The sequence below is a fragment of the Paenibacillus sp. J14 genome, assembly GCF_000518465.1.
GTDB lineage: Bacteria > Bacillota > Bacilli > Paenibacillales > Paenibacillaceae > Fontibacillus > Fontibacillus barengoltzii.
On record NZ_JADQ01000030.1, the window covers coordinates 1 to 24,537 of the forward strand.

Here is a 24,537-nt window from a genome sequence, read left to right on the forward strand (position 1 = left end):
CCACTCCCTTGTATTTGCACAGACGCTTAAATATTTCGATCAAATCTCTCCTCACTTGATTATAGATCTCTTTCCGTCTATACTTCGGGGTGAACACGATATGGTATTTGCACATCCACTTCGTGTGAGCTAAACTATAGCTCTTGTTTGCCATCTAAGACCATTCCTTTCTTTTATTGAGCCTGAACATCTCAATTTTATGGGAATGGTCTAGTTGGTCAAACCTTCGTTCCTCCACCCGCATAGCGGGTGGTTTTTTGTTTCGCACGCTTCGCGAGCTCAACTGGCTAAAGCCATAACAAAAGAAAGCGGCGCTTGGCCGCTTCCCTTCCAATCTTGTTCGTCTCACTTCCAGCCTGTTTTTAGAGATACGGGTGTTCGTGTTTAGCCAGAAGGATTTTCCAACGCCGTTCTACTTCTTGTTCGAATTCCGCCAAAGCCTCGGCGTTCTCTGGCTTCGTCAAGTGGCGAGTCTTGCCCATCGTCTTCAGCCAATCCGCCAGCGGAATACGTTTGCCCTTCTCCTCCGGGTTATACGTAATTGTCGTTTGACCATGCTCTACCTCGTACAGCGGGAAGAAGCAGGAGTTGACGGCAGCATCGATGATGTTGGTGCCCTGATCGTCCGGCGAAATCCAGTTGAGCGGGCAAGCTGTTAATATTTTACCATAAACAAGTCCTTCATTTTGGGCGTACCATTGAGCTTTGGCTGCTTTCTTCACCAAATCCTGCGGGTAAGCCTCGCTGCCGGTAAACACGTAAGGAATGTTGGTGGCCGCCATGATTTGAGGTGTGTCTTTGTGCTGGAACGCTTTGCCCTGCTGCACTTTGCCGATGTTCGACGTAGAGGTCCGATGACCCAACGGGGTCGAATACGACAGTTGTGCTCCCGTATTCATGTATCCTTCGTTATCATACTCGATGATGATCATTTTATGACCGCGCAGGGCTGCACCGATTGCTGGCCCCATGCCGATGTCCATGCCCCCGTCGCCAGTAACCATCACGAACGTAAAATCGTCCTTCAGGCCAAGCTCGTCGAGTTCGCCGCGGCGTTTTCTTTCCCAGAACATTTCAACGACACCGGACAACGTAGCGGCACCGTTCTGGAACAGGTTATGGATGTACGTCGCTTTATGGGATGAATACGGATATCCGGTCGTGACGACCATCGCGCAGCCGGTGTGGAACAGAGCCACAATATCGCCTTCAATCCCTTTAAAGAACAGCTCTAGACCGGAGAAAATTCCGCAGCCTGGGCAAGCCCCATGCCCCGGTGCAATCCGCTTAGGCTTCTTCGTTAATGCGCGAAGCGGCGGAATACGCACGCCCAGCTTGCCGGTTTCTTCATTCTTCGTGACCGTAATCAGGCCGGTCTTCAAGTCCTTAAACTTCAGCGGATTCAGCACCCGCTTAGGCGCTTTCTCCGGATCCCCCGGGGTATGTCCATAGTAATCAAATGGAACTTCGACCTGGCCCGTCTTCGCCGCTTCAATCGCCAATTGGAAGAAGTGGTGGCCGTCCTCGGCATAAAACTCTTTGCCACCCAGCCCGTATATCCGGCTGATGACCTTTGTTGTATGATTGCCATGCGTGAACAACGCCGCCTTAATCTCATTCACCATATTGCCGCCATAAGCGCCGTAGGAATCCCCGCGGTCGCCTACTGTGATGGCTTTCACGTTCTTCAGTGCTTCGGCAATTTGCTTTGAAGGGAAAGGCCGAATCATGTTTGGTGCGATCGAGCCGGCTTTGATACCTTGACGGCGTAAATCGTCTACAACGTCCTTAATAATTTCAGATGCCGAGTTCATGAGGAACACCGCGACTTCGGCATCTTCCATCCGGTACAGATCCAGCATTTTATATTCGCGTCCGGTCAGTTCGGCATATTCGCCGGCAATCCGTTCAAAGACGCGTTCCGCATTGTACATCGCTACAGACTGCTGATAGCAGTTATTGATGTAATCCGGCTCGTTCATATACGGCCCGACGGTAATCGGGTTGTTGCGATCCAGCGTATGCGGGAAGTCCCCCGGCGGCCGTTCCCCAACGAATTTCAATACATCTTCCCGGTTCGCGAAGGTATGCACGCGCCGTTTCTGGTGGGACGTGAAGTATCCGTCGGACGCAACCAGGACCGGCAGTCTTACTTCTGGATCCTCGGCCAGCTTGATCGCGATGAGGTTCATATCGTATACGGCTTGCGGATCACGGCACATTAGAATCGGCCAGCCAATGTTCAGTGCAAAATAAAGGTCCGAATGATCGCCGTGAATATCGAGCGGTCCGGAGATGGAGCGGCAAACCAAGTTCATAACCATAGGAAAGCGTGTGCCGGATTGTACCGGCAATTGCTCCAGCATGTACAGGAATCCTTGAGCACTGGTCGCGTTAAAAACCCGGCCGCCGGCTGTTGAAGCACCGTAACAAATACCAGCCGAGCTATGTTCGCCGTCCGATGGAATCAGCTTAATATCATGCTGGCCGTTTGCTTTCATTAAATCAAGGAATTGTGCTACCTCGGTAGAAGGGGAAATCGGAAAGTACCCCATAATATGATAATTGATCTGGCTGGCTGCATAAGCTGCCATTTCATTTCCTGACTCATATACCACGCGCTGCTCAACCGTACCGGAGCGGCGTTCTTTCTCCAAATCGATCGCCATGATGAACATACCACCTTTCCTGCGTATTAGCGTATCGCCAAATCAAACAGATGCGGTACGCGATGCGCTTCCGCATACCCTTCTTCCTCACGCTCCCCGGACAAGGCGTCCGTGGGACAAGCGTGAATACATTTCAAGCATCCTTTGCAATATTGATAGTCGATGCCCTTTAAGAACATTTGCGGTCGGCCCTTCTTATCGGGGCGTTCCTCCCAGACGAAGCAGTTATCCGGGCAGACGTTATCGCATTGGGCGCAGTGAATACAAGACTCCTCTTTAAAATGCGGCATCATCCCGGAACGGGAAATGCTAAGATCCTTCAGGATACTGTTGCCCGGATTGATAATCAGCCCGCCGATCGGTTGAGTCTCATAACCAAGTACCGGCGTATCCGCACGAACGAAGGCCGGCATGCTTACCCCTTCCGGCAAAGCAAACGTCTCAAAGACAACTTCTTGATATCCCCGCTCAAACGTCGCAATCGCGGGGGCTACGGTTTGTGGATATTTCTTCTCCAACGACTTGCGGATTACGTCTTTCATCGTTTCGGGATCGAGGAATGGGCATAACCGGAATAAGGCACCCAGCATCGCCATGTTCACCCGGTTCTTCTCTTCAAGCGCAATACCCGTCGCATCGATCACTGCGATCGTGCCGCCGATCAGCTTCATTTTCTCCTTTAGCTCCTGCGGAGTTTTGCGCGAATTCACCAATACGGTGCTGTCCTCATAAATGCCGCTGATCACGTTCACCGTTTTGGCAAGTGCCTCATGAAAGATTCCTACAATATGCGGGCGTTCCACAGGCGATGTATCGCGAATCGGTGTATTCAGATCGCAGAAGCGGATATGCGCCTTAACCGGGGACCCTTTTTTCTCCGAGCCATAAGAAGAAAAGCTGACCCCATTTAGTCCGGCTCCTTCAACCCCGGCTTCGGCCAGCATTTTCCCTGCCAAGTTCGCACCCAGCCCACCAATGGATTCCAGTCGGATTTCAAAAAATCCCAGCTCGTTTAATTTCGGTAATTGTACCACGCGCTTGTCTCCCTTCTTCGCAAATGCGAGCTCTTCACGACGTAAATAAGTGCTAAACATCACATCAAAAGATATCTTTCTTAATTTTAAAATTTATCATAGATGCGATGTGACTTATGTAACAAATGTCATATAGACATTCTTGTCTGGGCGAATACACCCCCCCGCACAGAATTGAATAGGATAGCGGTAAAACGTCTTTCAGGAGGAACCCCAAAAGCATGATACCTACGTACCCTTATTACAGCTCGAAAACGGTTTGCCAAGAACAACCGATGACCTTCCCGCCGCAACATCAACCAAGACAACCCGGCCTAGAAACGCTGATGGTTCCGCCCCCAATCTCCGAAAATCCCGCTTATGTCGGCAGCGGCAAATTAAAGAACAAGGTCGCGATCCTAACTGGCGGCGACAGCGGGATCGGGAGAGCGACTGCGATTGCTTTTGCCAAGGAAGGCGCAGATTTAGCCATCGTTTATCTGGATGAACACGAGGATGCCCAAGCAACGAAACGGCGCGTTGAGGAGCTGGGCCGGCGATGCTTGCTCATTCCCGGCGACTTGCGCCAAGAAGCTTTCTGCCATGCGGTGATTCATCATACTCTGCATCATTTTGGGAAGATCGATATCCTGGTGATCAACCAAGCTGTTCAATTTCCTCAGCAGCAAGGGATCGAGGCGATTTCGACCGAACAGCTGTACCAAACCTTTGCCACCAACATCTTCCCTCATTTCTACCTGACCCAAGCTGCGCTACCCTATTTGCGACCCGGCAGCACGATTATCAGCACCGCCTCGATCACCGCTTATGCCGGCGCTCCGCTGCTGATTGATTATTCCTCAACCAAAGGCGCTGTCGTTTCCTTTACCCGGTCCTTGGCATTGTCCCTCGTCCATCGAGGTATCCGTGTCAATGCGGTGGCGCCGGGACCGATTTGGACTCCGCTGATCCCTTCCAGCTATTCTGCGGAATACGTGTCCACGTTTGGCCTGGAAACGCCGATGAAGCGAGCGGGGCAGCCATTTGAATTGGCACCGGTCTACGTATTCCTGGCCTCCGACGATTCCAGCTTTGTGACCGGGCAAACGATTCATGTCAATGGCGGTGCAATGATAACGAGTTAACCCTTTTGGGGAAACGACAAAAAGCACCCTTTCCAGAAGGAAAGAGTGCTTTTCACATGTTACTTCACGATGTTAATGACCAGCCATTAGGCTAGGATCCGGCTGAGTCCCTTCACTTGCTGAATCCTTGCCCGCTTCGGCTTGCTTCTTCGGCTTAGATAAGAATAAGGTCAATAGGAAACCAACCGCGGCAATGCACGATGCCAGGAAGTAGGTGTCCCCAAAACCGGACGCGGCTGCCTCCAGCGGATTTCCGCCCTGTGCTGCCTCCTTCATGTAACTGCTGATTTGTGAAGTGAGATAACCCGTTAAGCCGGCTACCGCGAAGGAGACGATGACTTGCTGCGCCGCCGTCATGAGCGGGGTCACCCGAGCTACCAAGTGGCGTGGCGCAGAGTTTAGAATATGCGTGTTCAGCGGCATCATCGTCAGGCCCATCCCGCCGCCAAGCAAGCCAAGCGGCACCAGCACCATCGCCAGCGGCGTTTCCGCAGTAATCCGCGATAACAGGAACAAGGCCGTCGATACGATGCCAAGGCCGATGAAGGCCAGCGGCCGCGCACCAACCCGGTCAAACAAGCGACCACTGATCGGCATGAAGAATGCTGACATCAGCGCTTGCGGCAGCAGATAAATCCCGGTTTCCAATGCGTTGTAGCCTCTAACTTGTTGCAGGTATAACGGAGTCAGAATCATCGAACCGAACAACGCTGCTTGGGCAATCCACACCAAGATGATCCCTCGGGTAAAATGAGATGAACGGAACACCCGCAATTCAAGCAGCGGCTGTTGATGTCTGATCTCGACAATGATGTACAGTAGTAAGGCAAGTCCCCCTACGCTAAGACCTGTAATCGTCGACGCCGAGGTCCAGCTGGTTCCCCCTTCACTCACACCATAGGTCAACATCGCAAAGGCGATGGGAGCCAAGATCATCCCCAGTTTATCCAACTGCGGTGCCTCCCGCCGACTGGATCTCGGCAAGAAACGCAGACCAATCAGAAATGCGACAATTCCGATCGGCAGATTGATCAGAAAAATCCAATGCCAGCTGACGTTCTCCACCAGCCAACCGGACAACACCGGACCGAGGGCTGGCGCCATCAGCATCGGTACACCCAGCGCCCCCATGACAGCCCCTCGTTTCTCAGGCGGTGCCAGCTTAAACACCATTGCAAACCCGATCGGCGAAACCATCCCGCCACCCAGACCTTGAATGATGCGATAAACGATCAACTGCTCCGGCGTTTGCGCCACGGCACATAACACCGACCCTATCGTAAACAATGCGATCGTCATTAAGAAAATACGTTTCTCCCCAAATTTATCGGTCATCCATCCGGCTAACGGAATGACGGCAGATAAAGCAAGGGTATACCCTGTGATCGTCCATTGCACCGTCTTTAAATCGGTTGCGAAGAAGTCGACCAGCTTAGGAACGGCTACATTCACCACCGTGCTGTCCAAAATGACCATAATCATCCCAACGATGACAGCCATCAGCGGTGCGATGATCGAACGGATGGAAAATTCTTTGTTATCGATCGAACTCTCCACAGTATGATTCGGCATCCTCTCACTCAGCTTTCTTTCTAAATTTTAAACACCGTTTTAAACAATGTTTAACACAAATTTAAACGGAACCCGCAGTTTTGTCAAGGCATTTGTCTTCGGTGGCTTCTGTAAGATCTGGTTCTCACTTCCTTCGCCCTGATGTCTTATTCTTGACACTTGGAGTAAGCGCGTATTATGGTAGTTTCTATACGGGCAGTAGATTGGATGGCATAAAGGAGCGAAATCATGAGCAATTGTGCCGAGGGGCTGACAACCAAACAGAATATTCTTCAGGCGACGTTGGACCTCATTAAAACAGAAGGGGCCGATCAAGTGACCTTGCGCAAGATTACGGCTGCGGCCAATGTCAATTTAGCTCTGGTGAACTACCACTTTGGTTCGAAGGACAACTTGATTAACGAAGCGCTGAAAATGCTGCTGACGACGTTTCAAGCCAACTTTGATGTCTTGGGTGATACTTCGCTATCTCCTAAAGATCGTCTAAAAGCGTTTCTACTCCAATATGTGGATTCAGTATTGCAATACCCTGGTCTACTGCATGAAGTCTTAGGCAAAGGACGAATTACTTTCGAATCCCGGCAAGACTTCACCGATTTTATGAAGACGACGGGATTCAGTAAAATCACCTCCGTGTTGGAGGAAATTACCGGTGAGTCCAATTCGGATATCCTCTTTATTATGATGATGCAGATCAATGCAGCCGTCCTCTTCCCGCTCGTCTTAGCCAAGCAGATTAAGCAAATGGAGAACCGTCCGAGCAAAGAAATCGTTGAGCGGCAAATCGATATTCTGTTTGATCATTATTTTGCGAAATATGATTCGTGTCGTTAACTTGTCGAATTCAGCGTTCGATCCGCCGATTTATAGCGCTTTTTGCGCTTTCCCGAGAAATAATTTCCCACGCAAATAAAGACCGCTTCGCCGCCGATTGGCGAGAAGCGATCTTTCTGTCTTAAGGGGGTTAGAAGAAGTTAATCCTCATGCTGCCCCATATATTCTTCGATCATCTTTTGCTTTAACTCCCAGGCTTCCTGGCTTAAGCTGATGCGGTAAATTTCCGGGTTCAGCTTGCGGAGATATTCTGGCCAGAATAAATTTAACTGCTCGCGGTGGTACTCACGAATTTCATCCAGCGTTGGCAGCTTGTACACGAGCTGACCATCCACAAAGATCGGCTGCAGCATGGACACCGCTTCATAGTTTTTGACTGACTTTTTGATATAAGGATGTACCGGATCAAACAATCGGAGTTTGCCGCCCGTCCGCGCTTGCTGTTCATGCGGAAAACAGATGTAATCGGCAATCGCTTTGCCGCTGTCTTTGCTGACAATGCGCAATACGTCTTTTCTGCCGGGGGTTGTGACTTTTTCCGGATTACCGGAGATCTTGATCGTGGGCACCATCTGACCGTCCTTCTCCCGTTCAACCAGCTTGTAGACGCCTCCGAGAGCCGGTTGGTCCGCTGCTGTAATCAACTGAGTCCCTACGCCCCAAATATCGATCTTCGCACCTTGTGCCTTCAGGTTAAAAATCGTATTCTCGTCCAAGTCGTTTGACGCGACGATTTTGACATAAGGTAAGCCGGCGTCGTCCAGCATTTTGCGGGCTTGAATCGACAGATAAGCTAAATCGCCGCTGTCCAAGCGGATGCTCGCCAGCCGCTTGCCTGCGGCTTCCAGCATTTTGCCGGTGCGGATCGCATGCGGAACGCCGCTTTTGAGCGTATCATACGTATCGACCAGCAGGGAAACCTGATCCGGCAGCGCTTTGGCATACAACTCAAACGCTTCCTGCTCCGAGTCGAAGATTTGCACCCACGAGTGGGCATGCGTTCCTCGGGTCGGAATGCCAAAGATCTCCCCAGCCAGCAAGTTGGACGTCCCATCAAACCCGGCCAAATAAGCAGCCCGAGCCCCCCAGATGGCCGCATCTGCTTCTTGTGCCCGGCGGGTGCCAAATTCCAGCAGCACGTCGTTCTCGGCGACCCGTTTCACCCGTGAAGCTTTGGTGGCGATCAAGGTCTGGAAATTCATAAAGTTTAGCAACGCCGTCTCAATCAGCTGTGTTTCCATAATTGTGCCTTCAACGCGGATCAACGGCTCGTTCGGGAAGCAAAGCGCCCCTTCGGCCATAGACAGGAGCGTTCCTTTAAATTCAAAGTTGCGCAGTAAATCCAGAAATTCCGGCTTATAGTTCTCTTCTTGTTTGGCTAGATACGCTATATCTTCTTCGGTAAACCGCAGCTGCCGAATATAGTCCACGATCCGTTCCAAGCCTGCAAACACCGCATACCCGTTGCCAAACGGCAGCTTGCGGAAGTAAGCCTCAAATACGGTCCTCCGCAAATGCGTTCCGTTCATCCAATGCGCATAGATCATATTGATCTGATATTTATCGGTATGCAGTGCTAAACCCGTGGTTGGCATCGCCTGTTCATCCTCTCTGGCTGTTCGTTACGTTTGCTCCTAAACTGCTGCGGAAATGACCCAGCGCCCAGGTATGACCCTCCGGGTTAAAGCTGGCGACCGCATCTTCGTATACTGTAATTGCAAACCCCTTATTATAAGCATCCACCGCCGTATGAAGCACGCAAATATCCGTACATACGCCGATCAGATGCACTTCCGTAATGCCGCGTTCCCGCAGCTTCAGTTCCAAGTCTGTTCCACAAAACGCGCTGTATCTTGTCTTATCCATCCAATAAATGCGGTCCTGGTTCTTCGCATACACCTCAGACAACCGCCCGTACAACGCACGGCCTTCCGTATCCCTCAGATTGTGGGGAGGAAACAGCTTCGTTTCCGGATGCCATTGGTCTTCCCGCTCGTGCAAGTCCACAGCCATCACAACAAAATCCCCTTGCTTCACAAAGGATTCGGTGATCCGGCAAATCGCCGGTTCAATTTCGATCGCTGGCTGGCCCACCGGAAGGTTACCGTCCACGAAATCCTTCGTATAATCGATGACGATCAGAGCTTTCATGATTTCACTCTCCCTTCACACATTCCATTTGCCGCAACTAATATTTCATTATGTAAAATATCTTAAGTGTAAATCGAAAGCCGCGGGGTGTAACCAGTAAATCGGTACAATTGAGCCGGCCGTTGCGAATATTGGTTAGACAACATCGGCTTGCCATTCTCGTCACGCACTTCTTCCAGTATCCCCTGACGACTGCGCGTCGATGTAATTTTGCGGATAAAATTCAGCTCTTCAAAGTCTGGAACGACCGTTTGAATCACCTGATACAATTCGCCGAGAGTGAAATGCGGCGGCAAAAATTGCTTCGCAATTGTCGTATGCAGCATCTGCTGCTGAATCCGTTTATAAGCGTCTTGCAAAATCTCGCGGTGGTCGAAAGCGAGCTGCAGATCCTCTAAGGCTTCTCGAACGGTAAACAGACCAACCTCTTGGGCATCATCTGCTGATTGCCGTTTCTCCAGCACCCATTCCTCTACTAACGCGAAAAAAGCGTGGGAGATAATCCAGCCGCGCGGGTCCCGCCCCGGCTTGCTGTAGACCCCCAAATATTCAAGATGTGAGCCGTCGACACCGGTTTCTTCCTTCAGCTCGCGACGCGCGGTTTCGTACAGCGATTCATCCTCCTGCGAGAAACCGCCCGGCAACGCCCAGGCCCCGGCGAACGGCCAGCTCCGCCGACGGATCAGCATGACCTTCAGATCGAAGCGCGGCAGCGATTTGGTCGATGCTTTTCGTTCCTGCCTCGTCAACGTAAACATGACGATGTCGGCCGGGATTCCGTCCGGCGTGCGATATTTTTTAACCTCATTAACTACCTGCTTTTGTTCTTCGTTCATCACGTATCACCACATCGTCTAGGATAACGCCGGCCGATTGAAGTCCGGCACTTACGAATTCAAGCGATCTAACCCGAAAGACGGTCCCCTGCTCACTTCGGCAAGCGGAACGTTGCCGTCGATATGCATCCGAGGGTTCCTTCTTCGTTACGAACCTCGGAGCGGAGCGTCATCGTCCGATGGGTCTCATGGATTGGCATCGCCGACACCACCAGTTCCCCTGTTCGCATGGGGCTGAGAAAATTGACATTCAAATGGGTGGTTACCCCAAGCTTCCCTTTAATCGTTGCTACCAGCGTGCCCATCGCTTGATCCATCATGGACGACAGCACGCCCCCATGGACGATGCCCATGGAATTGAGGTGGGAAGCCCCCGCTGTAAGTCCCAACTTTACCAGGGATTTGTCGGCAGAAATGAGGCGCAGTCCCAGCAGACCCCAGAACGATTGCTCATCCCGCCGCAGCACTTCTTCGCTCCAATCATCCATCTCGGTGTCCCCCCTATCCTTGCTTCTCTTTATATTATAGTATTCCGATGCGACGTTGCTTCAATCATTACAGACAAGATGAAAAAAAGCGGAGGGGTTGCCTCCGCACCAACTGCCTCGTATTACTCTCCGTATCCGGATGAAACAGCCGGCTCGCTGCCCGACTCGACGTTCACTTTGCTGGCTACCGTATCGCGGATGACAGAAACGACGAGCTGGAGCAGATAATTGATATCGCTTTGGCTCTGCTGGAACTCCGTAACGAGCGGAATCTGATCGAGTTCGTCCTGCAGCTCCTCGATTTCACGTTCGATCTTCTGCACCATAGCTTGGTTCTGGAACGTTTCAAATGCGACGATTTCCTTCTGTTTCTTCTTAATGGCACTGATCAGTGTCTGTACACGCTCATGCTTCTGGATCAGCTTCTCCGCCTTCTGAAATTGCTGAACCTCTTCACTGGTACCGATCAGTTCAGCCAGCTCTTTGGCCTTCTTCATAATATCCTCGCGGATGACCAGGTCCCGCGAATCATACTTCGGAATTCCGCAATCGGTTTGATCTTTGTGCTGTTCCACTGTCAATAACCTCCCCTGCATTACGCCAATTTGGCGGTTTGCTCTACGAGCTTGCCTTTGATGTACCAAGTCATCGGATCGGTAATCTCCACCTGGACAAACGTTCCGATCAATTCCGTTCCGCCCTCAAAATGGACAAGCTTGTTGGTGCGTGTACGTCCGGATAACATATGGGCGTTGTTCTTACTTTCGCCTTCGACCAGCACTTCAACGATCTGTCCACGCAGCGCTTCGTTACTGTTGCGGCTAAATTCGTTGAGGGTATCGTTTAACTTCATAAGCCGCGCTTTCTTCACTTCCATCGGGACAGTATCTTCCATCACGGCAGCCGGCGTACCTTCCCGCGGCGAGTAGATAAAGGTATACGCCGAATCGTACCCCACCTCGCGCACGAGGGATAAAGTTTCCTCAAACTGTTCCTCAGTTTCACCCGGGAATCCAACGATAATGTCCGTGGTGAGGACAACGTTTGGGATTTTCGCCTTGATTTTGCGCACCAATTCAAGGTAATGCTCGCGCGTATACTTGCGGCTCATCTTCTTCAACACTGCGCTGCTGCCCGATTGAACCGGCAGATGAATGTGCTCCACCAAGTTTCCGCCTTTGGCCAGAACATCGATCAGCGCATCGTCAAAATCGCGTGGATGCGAGGTCGTAAACCGAACGCGCGGAATATCGATTTGACGGATATCGTCCATTAGATTCGCGAACGTATAGTTGATGTCTGTAAAATCCTTGCCGTAGGCATTGACGTTTTGGCCCAGCAGCGTAATCTCTTTATAGCCTTGACGCGCCAGCTCACGCACTTCGGCAATGACGTCCTCTGGACGGCGGCTGCGTTCCTTGCCTCGTGTAAACGGCACGATGCAATACGTACAGAACTTGTCGCACCCGTACATGATGTTCACCCATGCCCGCATGCCTTCGCGCTTCTTCGGCAGGTTCTCGATGATGTCGCCTTCCTTGGACCAGACCTCAACCACCATCTCTTTGCTGAACAAAGCTTCTTGAATGAGATATGGCAAACGGTGAATGTTGTGCGTCCCGAAGATCATATCCACAAAACTGTGCTTCTGCAGGATCCGCTTCACGACACCTTCCTCCTGCGACATACAGCCGCAAACGCCCAGCAGCAGATCCGGCTTCTCCGTCTTGAGACTCTTCAGGTGACCCAGCTCACCAAACACCTTATCCTCTGCGTTCTCCCGAATCGCGCAAGTATTCAGCAAGATAATGTCCGCCACTTTGCGGTCCTCGGTCGCACGGTAGCCCATCTGCTCCAGCAAACCTTTGATCGTTTCGGTGTCATGCTCGTTCATCTGGCAGCCAAACGTATAGACGATATAATGCTTGCCAACGCCAATCCCCTTCAGTTCTTCGGGAACGGCATTTTCATACAGCACCTTCACGTCTTCTTTCCCGCGTTGTTTCTCTTTGCGTTGGTTCGGCTCGGACAAAATTTGAATATCCCGGCCACGGATTCGGATTTTCTTCCCTCGCTCATCCTCCGAAATGACCCGGGCGTCCGAGAAGTCAAAGTATTTGGCGTAATCTTTCGTTTCCTTAGCCATGTGCCCGTTCACTCCTTTACCTGATCTATCTTCGTTCCATATGGGCATCGTTATCATTCATAAAAATGCATTACACTAAATTATAACATGGCCAGGCTTCGATATCCAGATAAACGCCGTATACGTGGAAACGCAAATAGACCCGTTCGAATGAACGGGTCCTTTCTAAATCATAGTTAGAATCCCTTGTATTGAGGTTCTTCGCTTTCCAGCTGCGCTACGCGGCTTTCCACTTGCGTTACGATTTGCTGCGTTTGTTGCGCGCATTGCGTAAACAGATCCTTCGCTTGCTGGTTTTGCGTGCTTAACGCGAATTGTTCCAGGCTCGCTTGCGCGCTTTTTAACGAAGCTAAGGCCGTTTTGACTTGAGATGCTACGGTCACAATTTCACCACCTTTGTTTTGGCATGTTGTTTATGAACAATGCATAATTTCACCTGCTCGAAATTGATTCATACGCCCTGTTCCCTTCCACATATTACCTTAGTAAATTTGCGTACCCCCGCGCATAATTGGGATATCTCGCCTTGGATTGTCTACGAAAGGAGTATTCCCCATGCCAATGTGGTTGGAAGTTATCGTCCGAACGTTGGTGGCCGTCGTCGTGTTATTTGTGATCACCCGGCTGCTCGGAAAGAGGCAAATTTCACAGCTTTCCTTCTTTGAATACATCACCGGGATTACGATTGGGAGTATTACCGCCTACATCTCCCTGGATATTAACACAGATTGGTATCTCGGCATCATTGCCGTAACCGTCTGGTTTCTCGTATCGCTGGGAATCGAGTTTTTACAGCTCAAAAGCAAGAAAGCCCGGGATATGATTGACAGCAGCAGCACCGTGCTGATCAAGGATGGCAAGATTCTTGAAGAGAATCTGAAGAAGGAAAAGCTGACCAACGAAGAGCTCATGGAGCAGCTGCGGAAGAAGAGCATCTTCAAAGTGGCCGAAGTTGAGTTTGCGGTCATGGAGCCCGATGGACAAATCAATGCGATGCTGAAAAGCGAATATCAGCCAATTACGCCGGCTCACTTGGGGATCAAGGTTGCCCCTCAGCCGGAGCCTCAAACCGTCATCATCGACGGAAATATTATGGACGAGCCGCTTGCTACACTGGGTCTCAACCGGAAGTGGCTGAATACCGAGCTTGAGAAGCTGGGCGTATCCCTGGATAACGTCAATTTAGGGCAGGTTGATGCGTACGGCCAGCTTTATGTCGATTTGTACGACGACCAGATCACCGTGCCGCAGCCTCAAGAAAAACCCGTTTTGCTGGCCCAGTTGAAGAAGTGCGAAGCCGATCTGGAGATGTTCGCTCTCTCGACGGATGAGGAAGAAGCCAAGAAACTGTACGGCGATTGTTCGGTGAAGCTGCAGAAGGTCATCGATCAAGTCAAACCGTTATTAATCCAATAGGAGGATGGGAGCATGGCCAAGAAAAAAAATAAGCAATTGACTCCTACACAGCAACAGTATCAACGGCTGGCACATGCCCATGAGCCAAAGCGCCCGGTAGCTGTCAATTGTCTGAGAGCCTTTTTGGTCGGCGGATTGATATGCCTGATTGGAGAATGTATCCGACAGGCCTTTATCCATTTTGCCCATATGGGCGAAAGAGAAGCCGCTAACCCGACCGTCGCTATTCTTGTCATCTTGTCCGTGCTGCTCACGAGCTTTGGTGTCTATGACAAAATCGCTCAGTGGGCCGGAGCAGGTACCGCTGTTCCTGTCACGGGCTTTGCCAACTCGATGGCATCGACGGCGATTGAGCATCGCCCGGAAGGTCTGGTGCTGGGCGTAGCTGCAGGCATGTTTCAATTAGCCGGTTCCGTCATCGTGTTTGGTACGGTGGCTGCTTTTATCATCGGGGTGATTTACGCGGTGTTTATCCCAGGGTATGCCGGAGGTGGGCACTGAAATGCTGAAAGGCCATCAAAGCTGGGTATTTGAAAATAAACCTAAGATCATTAGCAGCGCTACTGTGGTGGGGCCATTTGAAGGCCAAGGGCCGCTCGCTGAAGATTTTGATGTGATCCATGCCGACCTCTATATCGGTCAAGACAGCTGGGAGAAAGCCGAAAAGACACTGCTCGAAGAATCAGCGCAGTTAGCGATCAGGCATGCCGGGTTAACGAAGGAACAGATTCAATTCTACTTCGGCGGCGATCTGATGAATCAGATCATCAGCAACAGCTTCGCCGCACGGACGTTAAGCATTCCGTATATCGGCATGTTTGGCGCTTGCTCAACCTCGATGCAGACGCTGGCGATGGCCGCCTATGTCGTCAATTCCGGAGGCGCGAAATATGCCGTAGCTGGAACGTGCAGTCATAACGCCAGTGTGGAGAAGCAATTCCGCTACCCGACCGAATACGGGTCGCAGAAGCCGCCCACCGCGCAGTTCACGGTCACTGGCTCGGGCTCCGTCGTTTTATCCCCTGAAGGAGAGGGGCCTTCGGTAACGTCAGCTACGATGGGCAAAGTCATCGACATGGGCATCACCGACCCATTTAATATGGGCGCTGCAATGGCACCGGCTGCTGTCGATACGATCCAGGCTCACTTCCGCGACCTAGAGATCGAGCCATCTTACTATGACCTGATCGTCACTGGGGACTTGTCCAAAGTCGGCTATGCCATCGCGAACGATCTGTTCGTCCGGCACAACTTCCCCATCAAGCAGACGACCTATATGGATTGCGGGATGATGATTTACGACTACGAGAACCAACAAGTCCAAGCCGGCGCCAGCGGCTGCGCCTGCTCCGCCGTCGTCACTTACGGCCATCTGCTGAACCGGATGAAACGCGGGGAATTAAAACGAATCCTCGTCGTGGCCACCGGGGCGTTGCTCTCTCCGCTCTCCTACCAGCAAGGCGAGAGCATCCCCTGCATCGCCCACGCGGTGTCCATCGAAGCTTAAGCTGTTCACACCAAAAAGGGCTTGCCCCACGGCATTTACAGCCGCTGGGCAAGCCCTTTGCTTTTTTTTCAAGTGTAACCGATTAGTCGATGATTTCTGCCGTGTCTCCTGTTTTCGCACCGGCAGCGTTCGCTTCGTCCGTATCGATATGCATATCGAGGGCAAAGTTGTCAGATACGCGCGCAATGACGTTCTCCAACACCAAACCACGTTCTCCGCTCAAACGAACTTTCAGCAGTTGCTTGTCTTTAATGCCCCATTTCTCAGCATCGGAAGTATGGAAGTGAATATGGCGAGCAGCGACGATCACGCCTTGCTCCAAGTCGATTTCGCCGGCAGGGCCTTTCACCTTGATGCCAGGCGTGCCTTCAATGTTGCCCGATTCGCGCACCGGAGCTTTAACCCCAAGCGCAAAGGAATCCGTACGGGAAATTTCCAGTTGGGACGCCGGACGGGCTGGACCCAAAATGCGAACTTTATCGAACTGTCCTTTTGGTCCGATGACTGCCACTTGTTCGTTCGCAGCAAATTGTCCCGGTTGGGACAGCGGTTTGAATTCCGTTAATTGATAGCCTTGTCCAAACAAAATTTCAATGTGCTCCTGCGTCAAATGGATATGACGCGCGGATACGCCGACAGGTACAGTTTTGCTCATGTCTACAAACACTCCTCGTATATTCTCTATATCGATGACGATTCACATCGCTACTCATTATACACCTAATGGCGAAAAAAAGGAAAAGGCGTCCACCAGAAATGGACACCTTTCACCTGATTATTTGAATTCTGCAACAAGATTGTCAAACTCGCTTTCAGAAAGTGCCAGCGATTGATGGACCAGCGGCTCTTTCTTAAAGCCGTGAACCAGATCTTCGTAGCATTTCTTCTCTTTGTTCTGATAGATCAATCCGGTGATCATGCCGTTTGTCTCCATCAGCTTCGCCATGGCCATCGCCCGGTTGCTTGGATCATAATCTGGAACGGTCTCGAGATTGATGATGTTCTCTTTGAACCAATCGTACGTATTTACCTTGTTAAAGGTGACGCACGGGCTAAACACGTTGATCAAGGAGAAGCCTTCATGCTGGATGCCTTGCTCGATCAAAGAAGTCAGCTGCTTCAGATCGCTGGAGAACGATTGAGCCACGAAGGTGGCACCGGACGCCAGAGCGATTTCGAGCGGAGACAAAGTCGATTCTACCGAGCCTTCCGGCGTACTCTTCGTCTTAAAGCCTTCACCGCTGCGCGGGGAGGTTTGCCCTTTGGTCAACCCGTAAATTTGGTTGTCCATGACAATGTAAGTGATGTTGATGTTTCGGCGAATGGCATGTACCGTGTGTCCCATCCCGATTGCAAAGCCGTCGCCGTCGCCGCCTGAAGCGATGACGGTCAGGTCGCGGTTGGCCAGCTTCACGCCTTGGGCGATTGGCAGCGCACGGCCGTGAATCCCGTGCAATCCGTAAGCGTTGATATATCCGGAGATCCGACCGGAGCAACCAATCCCGGAAATCACAGCGAGTTGCTCAGGTTCAAGCCCTACATTCGCTGCAGCGCGTTGGATTGCGGCTTGAATGGAGAAATCGCCGCATCCCGGACACCAGTTAGGTTTAACGTTGTTACGGAAATCTTTAAACGTTGCCATTTTTCACCAACTCCTCCTGCGCTTTCTTCCCGGCTGCCTTCTTGCACTCTTCGTAGACTTCCGAAGGAAGGAACGGATTGCCGTTATATTTCAGGACATTCACGATTTTGTCGTGGTAACCTACGTTTTGTTTAATCAGGTTAGCCAATTGGCCCGTTGCGTTGTTCTCCAGAACAACGACTTTCTTCGCCTTCTCGATTTGCGGCAACACTTGCTCCGTTGGGAACGGATGCAGCAAGCGCACCGTCATGTGGTTCGTCTTCAAGCCGTCCTCCGACAGGCGGATGCGAGCTTGATCAATCGTGCCACCCGTAGAGCCCATGCCGATGATCAGCAGATCTGGTTCAGCATGCGGGGCTTGAAGGTGAATCGGATTCGTGACCTCCAGATTGGCCAGCTTCCGCAACCGCTTATCCATCATTTTCTTCCGGTTCACCGGACTTTCCGACGGACGACCGGATTCATCGTGTTCCACCCCAGTCACATGGTGAATGCCGTTCTTCTCACCTGGCAGCACCCGCGGGGAGATCCCGTTTTCCGTAAAGGCGTAGCGGTTGAACATGCTTGAATCTTCACGATCTGGAATATCCTTCACCAGGTAACCGCGATCGATCATAACTTTGTTGAAATCGAGCATTTCGCAGGACTGCTTCCCGAGGGATAATTGCAGGTCCGTCGCCACGATAACAGGCACCTGATATTTGTCAGCCAGGTTGAACGCCTCTACCGTATCGTAGAAGCACTCTTCAATCGAACTAGGCGCAATCACGATCTTCGGAATTTCCCCATGCGTACCGTAGATGAGCGCGTTGATATCACTTTGCTCCTGCTTCGTCGGCAGGCCTGTACTTGGACCGCCGCGTTGTGTATCAATGATTACGACTGGCGTTTCGGTCATGCCAGCCAGTCCGATCGCTTCCATCATGAGGGACAAGCCAGGTCCCGCCGATGCAGTCATCGTACGAACACCTGCATAACTCGAACCAATCGCCATCGTAATCGCTGCGATCTCATCTTCGGTCTGAATCACTGTACCGCCAAATTTCGGCAATTTTTTGATTAAATATTCCATAATTTCAGAAGCAGGGGTAATCGGGTAAGCACTCATGATCCGGCAACCTGCCGCAACAGCCCCAAGGCCAATCGCTTCGTTGCCGATCATAAACAGCTTCTGCTTGCCATCCGCCGGCTCGAGTTTGAACTCTTCCAGAGGTCCTCCAGCAAGCTCAAGTACGAAATCCGCACCCCGTTTCACTGCTTCGATATTTTTCTCAACTATCGCAGGTCCTTTGCGGCCGAACTCTTCTTCCACCGCTTTGTTAAAGACTTCAAGCGGAAGACCGAGCAGCGCCCATGAGGCACCGGAAGCAACCATGTTCTTCATCAGCGAAGTTCCAAGCTCCTCGGCAATGCTCGTAATCGGCACCGGGAACAAACGGGCATCCACGCCCTCCGGTACGGTCGGGTTAAACTTAGCGTCCGCTACAATAACCCCGCCGCTGCGCAATTCATGTGCATTCAAATCGATACTTTCTTGGTCAAAAGCGACTAAAATGTCCAAGTCGTCGGAAATCGCACGAATTGGCTTGGTACTGATCCGGATTTTGTTATTCGTATGACCGCCTTTGATACGGGAGGAGAAATGCCGATACCCGTACAAATAATATCCCAGCCGGTTCAAAGCCGTCGAAAAAATCCGGTCTGTACTTTCAACGCCCTCTCCCTGCTGTCCACCGATCTTCCAAGACAATTGACTAATCAAGATCGCCCACCCCTTTAATCGTATCGCAATGGAAAAATAGAGATAATAATAAAAGTGTAGAATGTTAACGTGCAAGAGGTCACATTCCGGCCAACTGTTTGTGAACATTCTGTTTCAGAGTCATGTCAATTTTATGTCTACACTTGGCAAAAAGCAAGCGTTTTCTAGCCTTTTTTCATATAGTAGTTTTCGATCAATTCGTTCTCACAATTGGATGAATTAAAGCGCTTACTTGTGAGAAGGCAACCAAGCGCGCAGGAATGCGGCTGCATTGTCGTACAACCATCCGCGAACAAGCTCTTCCGGGTAATATTTCAGCAAAGTCTCCTGCCAATTTGCGTACTGACCCGTATGCCGGAAATCGGTCAAATGGGTGTCGATCCCGTCAAAGTCGGATCCGAACATCAGGTGCTTCGCTCCGCCCAATGAACAGATCCGTTCGATATGCGGCAGCAAATCTTTGGTGGTTGCATGTTTCCCCTCTTTGACGAACCAAGGCACAAAGGTCACTCCAATTCGCCCGCCGAGCTTAATAATCGCCTGGATCTGGTCGTCACGGAGGTTTCGTGGATGGGGGCAAATCTGATAGGCGTTAGAATGGGAAGCGATAAACGGCTTGCCCGCGGCCTCCGCCAGCTCTTGAAGCTCCCAAAATCCTTTGACCGACAAATGCGAGACATCCAAAATGATGCCGAGTTCATGGCACAACTTCACCAGCTCTAACCCAGCCGGAGTAAACCCGCCGTTTCTCGGCTCCATCACCCCGTCCGCAGCCCAGTTGGCATAGTTCCATGTCAACCCGAGTAACCGCACACCCTTCTCATAACATACACGGACATATTGCAGGTTTCCCTCAAGCCCGTCCGCTCCTTCCAGCGACAATAGCCCACCAATCCCCCCTCCTTGCTCCAGGGTATTCAAGTCTTCAGCAGTTTGTACAGGGAGCATACCCAGCGGGAGAACCCGTTCACGAAACAAATCGATCTGTTCAAGAATATGTTCCATTTTCGCTGGCCCTAACTCACTGGACAGAAATATGGCGAACGTCTGCAGCTTCACTCCGCCTTCCTCCAATCGGCGAAGATTGACGTCCAACCGGCGGTCATGGGCAAAATCCAGCTTCGGGTCTAACTGCAATTTACTCAAAGCATCACAATGAAAATCGATAATGGGCAGGTTCATAATAATCCTCCTCGTTACGAACATTTTAGCTCAAAACAAACAAAAAAGCCTGTCTACGAAACGTAAACAGGCATCATTCTATCCAAAACTTATCTCGGTTCTACGATCAGTTTAATCGCGGTCCGATCCTCACCATCGATGACGATGTCGGTAAAAGCAGGAATGCAAATCAAGTCCACACCGCTTGGCGCGACGAATCCCCGGGCGATCGCAACGGCTTTGATGGCTTGGTTAAGAGCACCCGCCCCAATGGCCTGAAGTTCAGCAGCGCCACGTTCTCTTAGGACGCCAGCCAACGCACCGGCAACGGAGTTGGGGTTGGATTTTGCTGAAACCTTTAATACTTCCATGGTTAGTACCTCCCTGGGAATATTCGTTGGATTCCACTACTTAGAAGATATTCGTGAGAATCTGGGATATTCCTTCTTTTTCCCCGAGGAGAAAGTTTCGAGAGGCCTTGATTTATCGGACTTCTTGGCGATGAACTAGTCCATAATCCACTCGTCTTCCAGCAAACGAATTTTTTGAATCTTCTGGGCTTTGCCCGTAGATTCATCTATATCGACAATGACCGCGTGGAAATGCCATTTCCCTTCGCAGACTTGGAACCGAACCGGAAGCTGTGTGGTGAACTTGCGCAGCACGGCCGTCCGTTCCATGCCCAGGATGCCTTCACGTGAGCCAACCATACCGGCATCGGTCAAATAAGCCGTCCCTTGCGGCAGGATCGTGTCGTCATTACTTTGCACATGAGTGTGCGTCCCCACAACGATCGAAGCGCGACCGTCAAGATACCAACCCATGGCGATTTTTTCCGAAGTGGCCTCGGCATGGAAGTCGACCAGAATACACTTGTGCTTCTTGGATAGTTGACCGATGATTTCATCCGCAACCCGGAACGGGTCATCAAGCGGCGGCAAAAAAGTGCGGCCCATCAAATTGACCACGGCCAGCTCTTTCCCATTTGCCTTAATCACAGTGTACCCTAATCCGGGCGTACCCGGCGGGTAGTTAGCCGGCCGGACCATTCGCGGCTCTTGATCGATGAAGTCGAAGATTTCTTTATTGTCCCACGTGTGGTTCCCCATCGTTAAGCCGTGAATGCCTTGATCGAAAAACTCTTTGGCGATGTTGGCGTTAATGCCCCGGCCTGCCGCAGCGTTTTCGCCGTTCGCAATGATGATATGCGGGTTATATTTCGATTTTAAATGAGGCAGCGTGGCCTTTAGCGCTTTGCGCCCCGTATTTCCGACGATATCTCCGATAAACAGAACTTTAATGCTGGTTCCCTCCTCTGACTACTACCCCTTGCAGCATGTGAGCTCAAGGCATATCCAAGCAATGAAAAAGCGGCCCCCGAGGGGCCACTTTTCAGCATAACCTTTACTTGGCGTATTCAACCGCCCGCGTTTCGCGGATGACGGTTACTTTGATATGACCTGGATAATCCAGTTCATTTTCAATCGTCTTCGTAATGTCACGCGCCAAGCGGAATGCTTCCGCGTCGTCAATCTTATCCGGCTGTACCATTACGCGAACCTCGCGGCCCGCCTGAATGGCAAACGATTTCTCGACGCCTTCAAACGATTCGGAAATTTCCTCAAGCTTCTCCAACCGACGAATGTAGGTTTCGAGCGTTTCCCGACGCGCTCCCGGTCTTGCTGCCGACAAAGCATCGGCTGCGCCAACCAACATGGCAATGACTGAGGTGGCTTCACAATCGCCGTGGTGAGAGGCAATGCTGTTGATAACCACCGGATGTTCTTTGTATTTCTTAGCCAATTCCACGCCGATTTCGACATGAGATCCTTCCACTTCATGATCAAGCGCTTTGCCGATATCGTGCAGCAAGCCTGCCCGTTTGGCAAGAGTGATGTCTTCGCCCAGCTCTCCAGCCATTAATCCGGCCAGATAAGCGACTTCCATCGAGTGTTTCAGGACGTTTTGGCCGTAGCTTGTCCGGAACTTGAGACGTCCCAAGATCTTGATCAAATCCGGGTGCAAAGCATGTACGCCCACTTCGAACGTAGCCTGCTCGCCATATTCGCGAATCCGTTCGTCCACTTCTCTCCGAGATTTCTCGACCATCTCTTCGATCCGGGCTGGATGTATCCGACCGTCCGCCACCAATTTCTCCAAGGCGGTCCGAGCAATTTCGCGGCGAATCGGGTCAAAGCCCGACAGAATCACCGCTTCCGGTGTATCGTCGATAATGAGATCGATCCCGGTCAATGTTTCGAGAGCACGAATATTCCGGCCTTCCCGACCGATAATCCGTCCTTTCATTTCTTCGTTTGGCAGTGTTACGACGGAAACAGTTGTTTCCGCCACATGATCAGCTGCGCAGCGTTGAATGGCCAGCGTAATGATCTCGCGGGATCTCTTATCCGCTTCTTCCTTCGCTTGCTGTTCAATATCTTTAATCATCTGCGCCGTTTCATGGCGAACTTCCTGCTCTACGTTGTTCAAAATGATCGTACGGGCATCTTCCATGGTAAGGTTGGAAATCCGTTCGAGTTCCTGAACCTGACTCTTATAAATCAAGTCGATTTGTTGCTGGGTTTCTTCGATCCGTTTCTCTTTGCTGACCACTTGCTCTTCTTTACGTTCAAGCGATTCTAATTTTTTATCCAGCGACTCTTCTTTTTGCAACAATCGTCTTTCTTGTCGTTGTATTTCATTCCGACGTTCACGAATGTCTTTATCAGCTTCGGCTCTGAGCTTGTGGACTTCGTCTTTGGCTTCCAGAACCGTTTCCTTTTTCAGTGCTTCCGCGTCCTTCCTAGCATTCTCTAGGATTTGGCTGGCCGCGTGCTCTGCACTGGAAATTTTAGCTTCGGCAAGAGACTTGCGAATAAAATACCCGATCACGAACCCAAAGAATAAAGCGGCTGCAACGAGAACGATCCAGATTACTGGGTGCATCTGTTCACCTCCCCGTTGTTTCCTCCAAGGCATTCCTTGGGATGTTTGCAGTTGTAGTTACTTTTCGTTTCTTAGGTTCATCATTCCATACAAAGAATTCATGACTTGCCCTTTCAGCTCAGCACTTCATGCTGCAAAAGCATGACTCCTCCGCAGTAGCCTAGCGGACGCACTTTGCCTGATTGGAGAACATAAATCCTATACCTTCAGACCCATAATTTTGGAAGGAAAAAAGGGGCCCTCAAGGTATGGACTCAAATTCATTTTATTATTTGTGAAAAGATATTGTCAAGCAAATGACAGGAGTTACCTCGCCCTGTTATTCTTCGTCCCATTCATCCATTCCATGCATTTCTTCGCGGTTGCCAAGTTCCCGCATAACCCGGGATACGACGCTTCCGCTATATCCGCGGCGCTGCAGGAACGCCCCGGTTTTACGTTTTCGGTCAAGCAATTCCCCTGTGGTTGAACGCCACTTCTTCATGCCCAGCTGTAAGGCACTCTCAAACTCGTCCTCTTCGCTGACCTCACCAAGCGCCTCCTCGATATACGCCTTGGAAATCCCCTTCTGGCGCAATTCATGCTTGACCCACAGTTTCCCCTTCCCGCGCAATTTCACGCGCTGAGAAGCCCATTCCTGTGCGTATGCAGCGTCATTAACGTAACCTTCTGATTGCAATCGGGTAAGCACATCTTGAATCGTCTCTTCGCCCCAGCCTTTCTCGCCTAGACGTTGTGCAATTTCATAGGTGGTTCGCGGCTTTAAGCTTAAATATTTCAACGCATCGGCATACCCCTGTTGGCGCTCGTCGGCTGCTACGATTTCCTCCAGTTCTTCTTTTGTAAATACCGCCCCTTTGATCATGCGGTATTTAATCATCACATCCTCGTGAACTTCCAGCGCATATGCCCCAAAAGAGATCCGATAACGATGCTTCGGCCGCTTCAGCATCAATACGGACGTAATCTCCAGCTCGGTGTCCTCGGGGAAAGCATCCAATCCGGCCGGAACTTCCTCTTCTGTCTTCTCTCGTTTTGAATCCCAGCCGATATCCCTCGGTCGCGGTTCCCAGAATGCCTCATCGGAGATATCTACGATTTCGTCCTCTCTTCGTTCACCAGAGTCAACTCCATCTCTTCTCCCCGCAACTTTCCTGCGCGATTGTCCCCATGTACTCACATCCTGTCCCTCCAGTCTGCACCTTAGGCGAATCTTTAACTTCCTTAACTACTGCAAAAGCGCCCTGAC

Annotated in this window: 24 protein-coding genes; 5 read left to right on the forward strand and 19 right to left on the reverse strand. The window is 51.0% G+C overall.

The annotated features are described in order from the left end of the window. From M891_RS0112710 to M891_RS0112720, 3 genes are all read right to left on the reverse strand, one after another. Window positions 1-154, reverse strand: a 154-nt coding sequence (locus tag M891_RS0112710) for a transposase (protein WP_028537773.1), incomplete at its 3' end; no start/stop codon positions are given. A 208-nt stretch (window positions 155-362) separates the two neighbouring features. Continuing rightward, on the reverse strand, window positions 363-2,669 hold the full coding sequence (locus M891_RS0112715) for a thiamine pyrophosphate-dependent enzyme (RefSeq protein WP_028539108.1): 2,307 nt from the start codon (window positions 2,667-2,669) through the stop codon (window positions 363-365). Between the two features lie 26 nt (window positions 2,670-2,695). Continuing rightward, a complete protein-coding gene (locus M891_RS0112720; RefSeq protein ID WP_028539109.1) occupies window positions 2,696-3,703 on the reverse strand; it encodes a 2-oxoacid:acceptor oxidoreductase family protein in 1,008 nt (335 codons plus the stop codon). Between the two features lie 221 nt (window positions 3,704-3,924). On the opposite strand from M891_RS0112720, the gene M891_RS0112725 reads away from it, so the two are divergent. After that, the gene (locus M891_RS0112725; protein WP_028539110.1) at window positions 3,925-4,827 is read left to right on the forward strand and encodes an SDR family oxidoreductase; all 903 of its coding nucleotides are present in this window, start codon (window positions 3,925-3,927) and stop codon (window positions 4,825-4,827) included. A gap of 72 nt (window positions 4,828-4,899) precedes the next feature. On the opposite strand, the gene M891_RS0112730 is transcribed toward M891_RS0112725, so the two are convergent. Then, entirely contained in the window at window positions 4,900-6,399 is a 1,500-nt protein-coding gene (locus tag M891_RS0112730; protein ID WP_028539111.1) for an MDR family MFS transporter, read from the reverse strand. A gap of 228 nt (window positions 6,400-6,627) precedes the next feature. On the opposite strand from M891_RS0112730, the gene M891_RS26015 reads away from it, so the two are divergent. Next, the gene (locus M891_RS26015; protein WP_028539112.1) at window positions 6,628-7,233 is read left to right on the forward strand and encodes a TetR/AcrR family transcriptional regulator; all 606 of its coding nucleotides are present in this window, start codon (window positions 6,628-6,630) and stop codon (window positions 7,231-7,233) included. 140 nt (window positions 7,234-7,373) lie between these two features. On the opposite strand, the gene M891_RS0112740 is transcribed toward M891_RS26015, so the two are convergent. From M891_RS0112740 to M891_RS0112770, 7 genes are all read right to left on the reverse strand, one after another. Beyond that, window positions 7,374-8,828: a nicotinate phosphoribosyltransferase gene (locus M891_RS0112740; RefSeq protein ID WP_028539113.1), complete on the reverse strand. Its 1,455-nt coding sequence runs from the start codon at window positions 8,826-8,828 to the stop codon at window positions 7,374-7,376. Between the two features lie 7 nt (window positions 8,829-8,835). Then, the gene (locus tag M891_RS0112745; protein WP_028539114.1) at window positions 8,836-9,384 is read right to left on the reverse strand and encodes a cysteine hydrolase family protein; all 549 of its coding nucleotides are present in this window, start codon (window positions 9,382-9,384) and stop codon (window positions 8,836-8,838) included. A gap of 62 nt (window positions 9,385-9,446) precedes the next feature. Then, window positions 9,447-10,220, reverse strand: coding sequence for an NUDIX domain-containing protein (locus M891_RS0112750; RefSeq protein ID WP_028539115.1), 774 nt, complete (start codon window positions 10,218-10,220; stop codon window positions 9,447-9,449). A 92-nt stretch (window positions 10,221-10,312) separates the two neighbouring features. After that, window positions 10,313-10,708, reverse strand: a complete 396-nt coding sequence (locus M891_RS0112755) for a PaaI family thioesterase (protein ID WP_028539116.1) — start codon at window positions 10,706-10,708, stop codon at window positions 10,313-10,315. A 122-nt stretch (window positions 10,709-10,830) separates the two neighbouring features. Next, a complete protein-coding gene (locus tag M891_RS0112760) occupies window positions 10,831-11,283 on the reverse strand; it encodes a RicAFT regulatory complex protein RicA family protein (RefSeq protein WP_028539117.1) in 453 nt (150 codons plus the stop codon). Between the two features lie 20 nt (window positions 11,284-11,303). After that, window positions 11,304-12,854, reverse strand: a complete 1,551-nt coding sequence (miaB, locus tag M891_RS0112765) for a tRNA (N6-isopentenyl adenosine(37)-C2)-methylthiotransferase MiaB (RefSeq protein ID WP_028539118.1) — start codon at window positions 12,852-12,854, stop codon at window positions 11,304-11,306. A gap of 176 nt (window positions 12,855-13,030) precedes the next feature. Beyond that, a complete protein-coding gene (locus M891_RS0112770; RefSeq protein ID WP_009223093.1) occupies window positions 13,031-13,237 on the reverse strand; it encodes a DUF1657 domain-containing protein in 207 nt (68 codons plus the stop codon). 172 nt (window positions 13,238-13,409) lie between these two features. Here M891_RS0112770 and M891_RS0112775 point away from each other — a divergent pair, with 172 nt between their 5' ends. The 3 genes from M891_RS0112775 to spoVAD are packed head-to-tail and all read left to right on the forward strand — an operon-like array spanning window position 13,410 to window position 15,777. Further along, a complete protein-coding gene (locus M891_RS0112775; RefSeq protein ID WP_028539119.1) occupies window positions 13,410-14,270 on the forward strand; it encodes a DUF421 domain-containing protein in 861 nt (286 codons plus the stop codon). 12 nt (window positions 14,271-14,282) lie between these two features. Further along, complete coding sequence (spoVAC, locus tag M891_RS0112780; RefSeq protein ID WP_009223091.1) at window positions 14,283-14,771, forward strand: stage V sporulation protein AC; 489 nt, start codon at window positions 14,283-14,285, stop codon at window positions 14,769-14,771. A gap of 1 nt (window position 14,772) precedes the next feature. After that, a complete protein-coding gene (gene spoVAD / locus M891_RS0112785) occupies window positions 14,773-15,777 on the forward strand; it encodes a stage V sporulation protein AD (protein ID WP_016312370.1) in 1,005 nt (334 codons plus the stop codon). 82 nt (window positions 15,778-15,859) lie between these two features. On the opposite strand, the gene pduL is transcribed toward spoVAD, so the two are convergent. From pduL to M891_RS0112825, 8 genes are all read right to left on the reverse strand, one after another. Then, window positions 15,860-16,432 (reverse strand): phosphate propanoyltransferase, encoded by a 573-nt coding sequence (gene pduL / locus M891_RS0112790; RefSeq protein ID WP_016312371.1) that lies wholly within the window; start codon window positions 16,430-16,432, stop codon window positions 15,860-15,862. Between the two features lie 120 nt (window positions 16,433-16,552). Then, window positions 16,553-17,419, reverse strand: a complete 867-nt coding sequence (locus M891_RS0112795; protein ID WP_009223088.1) for a 2-oxoacid:ferredoxin oxidoreductase subunit beta — start codon at window positions 17,417-17,419, stop codon at window positions 16,553-16,555. Further along, window positions 17,406-19,181 carry a 2-oxoacid:acceptor oxidoreductase subunit alpha gene (locus M891_RS0112800; protein WP_028539120.1) on the reverse strand — a complete coding sequence of 592 codons (1,776 nt, stop codon included), beginning with the start codon at window positions 19,179-19,181 and terminating at the stop codon, window positions 17,406-17,408. The genes M891_RS0112795 and M891_RS0112800 overlap by 14 nt, the downstream gene beginning before the upstream one ends. 228 nt (window positions 19,182-19,409) lie before the next feature. Beyond that, window positions 19,410-20,363: a dipeptidase gene (locus tag M891_RS0112805; RefSeq protein ID WP_028539121.1), complete on the reverse strand. Its 954-nt coding sequence runs from the start codon at window positions 20,361-20,363 to the stop codon at window positions 19,410-19,412. An 89-nt stretch (window positions 20,364-20,452) separates the two neighbouring features. Beyond that, window positions 20,453-20,713: a stage V sporulation protein S gene (locus M891_RS0112810; protein ID WP_006286829.1), complete on the reverse strand. Its 261-nt coding sequence runs from the start codon at window positions 20,711-20,713 to the stop codon at window positions 20,453-20,455. A gap of 135 nt (window positions 20,714-20,848) precedes the next feature. Continuing rightward, window positions 20,849-21,643 (reverse strand): TIGR00282 family metallophosphoesterase, encoded by a 795-nt coding sequence (locus tag M891_RS0112815; RefSeq protein WP_028539122.1) that lies wholly within the window; start codon window positions 21,641-21,643, stop codon window positions 20,849-20,851. A gap of 103 nt (window positions 21,644-21,746) precedes the next feature. Then, window positions 21,747-23,288 (reverse strand): ribonuclease Y, encoded by a 1,542-nt coding sequence (rny, locus tag M891_RS0112820; protein WP_009223084.1) that lies wholly within the window; start codon window positions 23,286-23,288, stop codon window positions 21,747-21,749. 319 nt (window positions 23,289-23,607) lie between these two features. Then, window positions 23,608-24,468 carry a regulatory protein RecX gene (locus tag M891_RS0112825; RefSeq protein WP_084628889.1) on the reverse strand — a complete coding sequence of 287 codons (861 nt, stop codon included), beginning with the start codon at window positions 24,466-24,468 and terminating at the stop codon, window positions 23,608-23,610. Window positions 24,469-24,537 lie beyond the last annotated feature (69 nt).

Bases quoted from the DNA above. Each gene is read 5' to 3' on its own strand.
- M891_RS0112715 (WP_028539108.1), bottom strand. From the start codon at position 2,669: ATGGCGATCGATTTGGAGAAAGAACGCCGCTCCGGTACGGTTGAGCAG.
- M891_RS0112725 (WP_028539110.1), top strand. From the start codon at position 3,925: ATGATACCTACGTACCCTTATTACAGCTCGAAAACGGTTTGCCAAGAA.
- M891_RS0112730 (WP_028539111.1), bottom strand. From the start codon at position 6,399: ATGCCGAATCATACTGTGGAGAGTTCGATCGATAACAAAGAATTTTCC.
- M891_RS26015 (WP_028539112.1), top strand. From the start codon at position 6,628: ATGAGCAATTGTGCCGAGGGGCTGACAACCAAACAGAATATTCTTCAG.
- M891_RS0112740 (WP_028539113.1), bottom strand. From the start codon at position 8,828: ATGCCAACCACGGGTTTAGCACTGCATACCGATAAATATCAGATCAAT.
- M891_RS0112745 (WP_028539114.1), bottom strand. From the start codon at position 9,384: ATGAAAGCTCTGATCGTCATCGATTATACGAAGGATTTCGTGGACGGT.
- M891_RS0112750 (WP_028539115.1), bottom strand. From the start codon at position 10,220: ATGAACGAAGAACAAAAGCAGGTAGTTAATGAGGTTAAAAAATATCGC.
- M891_RS0112755 (WP_028539116.1), bottom strand. From the start codon at position 10,708: ATGGATGATTGGAGCGAAGAAGTGCTGCGGCGGGATGAGCAATCGTTC.
- miaB (WP_028539118.1), bottom strand. From the start codon at position 12,854: ATGGCTAAGGAAACGAAAGATTACGCCAAATACTTTGACTTCTCGGAC.
- M891_RS0112775 (WP_028539119.1), top strand. From the start codon at position 13,410: ATGCCAATGTGGTTGGAAGTTATCGTCCGAACGTTGGTGGCCGTCGTC.
- spoVAC (WP_009223091.1), top strand. From the start codon at position 14,283: ATGGCCAAGAAAAAAAATAAGCAATTGACTCCTACACAGCAACAGTAT.
- spoVAD (WP_016312370.1), top strand. From the start codon at position 14,773: ATGCTGAAAGGCCATCAAAGCTGGGTATTTGAAAATAAACCTAAGATC.
- pduL (WP_016312371.1), bottom strand. From the start codon at position 16,432: ATGAGCAAAACTGTACCTGTCGGCGTATCCGCGCGTCATATCCATTTG.
- M891_RS0112795 (WP_009223088.1), bottom strand. From the start codon at position 17,419: ATGGCAACGTTTAAAGATTTCCGTAACAACGTTAAACCTAACTGGTGT.
- M891_RS0112805 (WP_028539121.1), bottom strand. From the start codon at position 20,363: ATGAACCTGCCCATTATCGATTTTCATTGTGATGCTTTGAGTAAATTG.
- M891_RS0112810 (WP_006286829.1), bottom strand. From the start codon at position 20,713: ATGGAAGTATTAAAGGTTTCAGCAAAATCCAACCCCAACTCCGTTGCC.
- rny (WP_009223084.1), bottom strand. From the start codon at position 23,288: ATGCACCCAGTAATCTGGATCGTTCTCGTTGCAGCCGCTTTATTCTTT.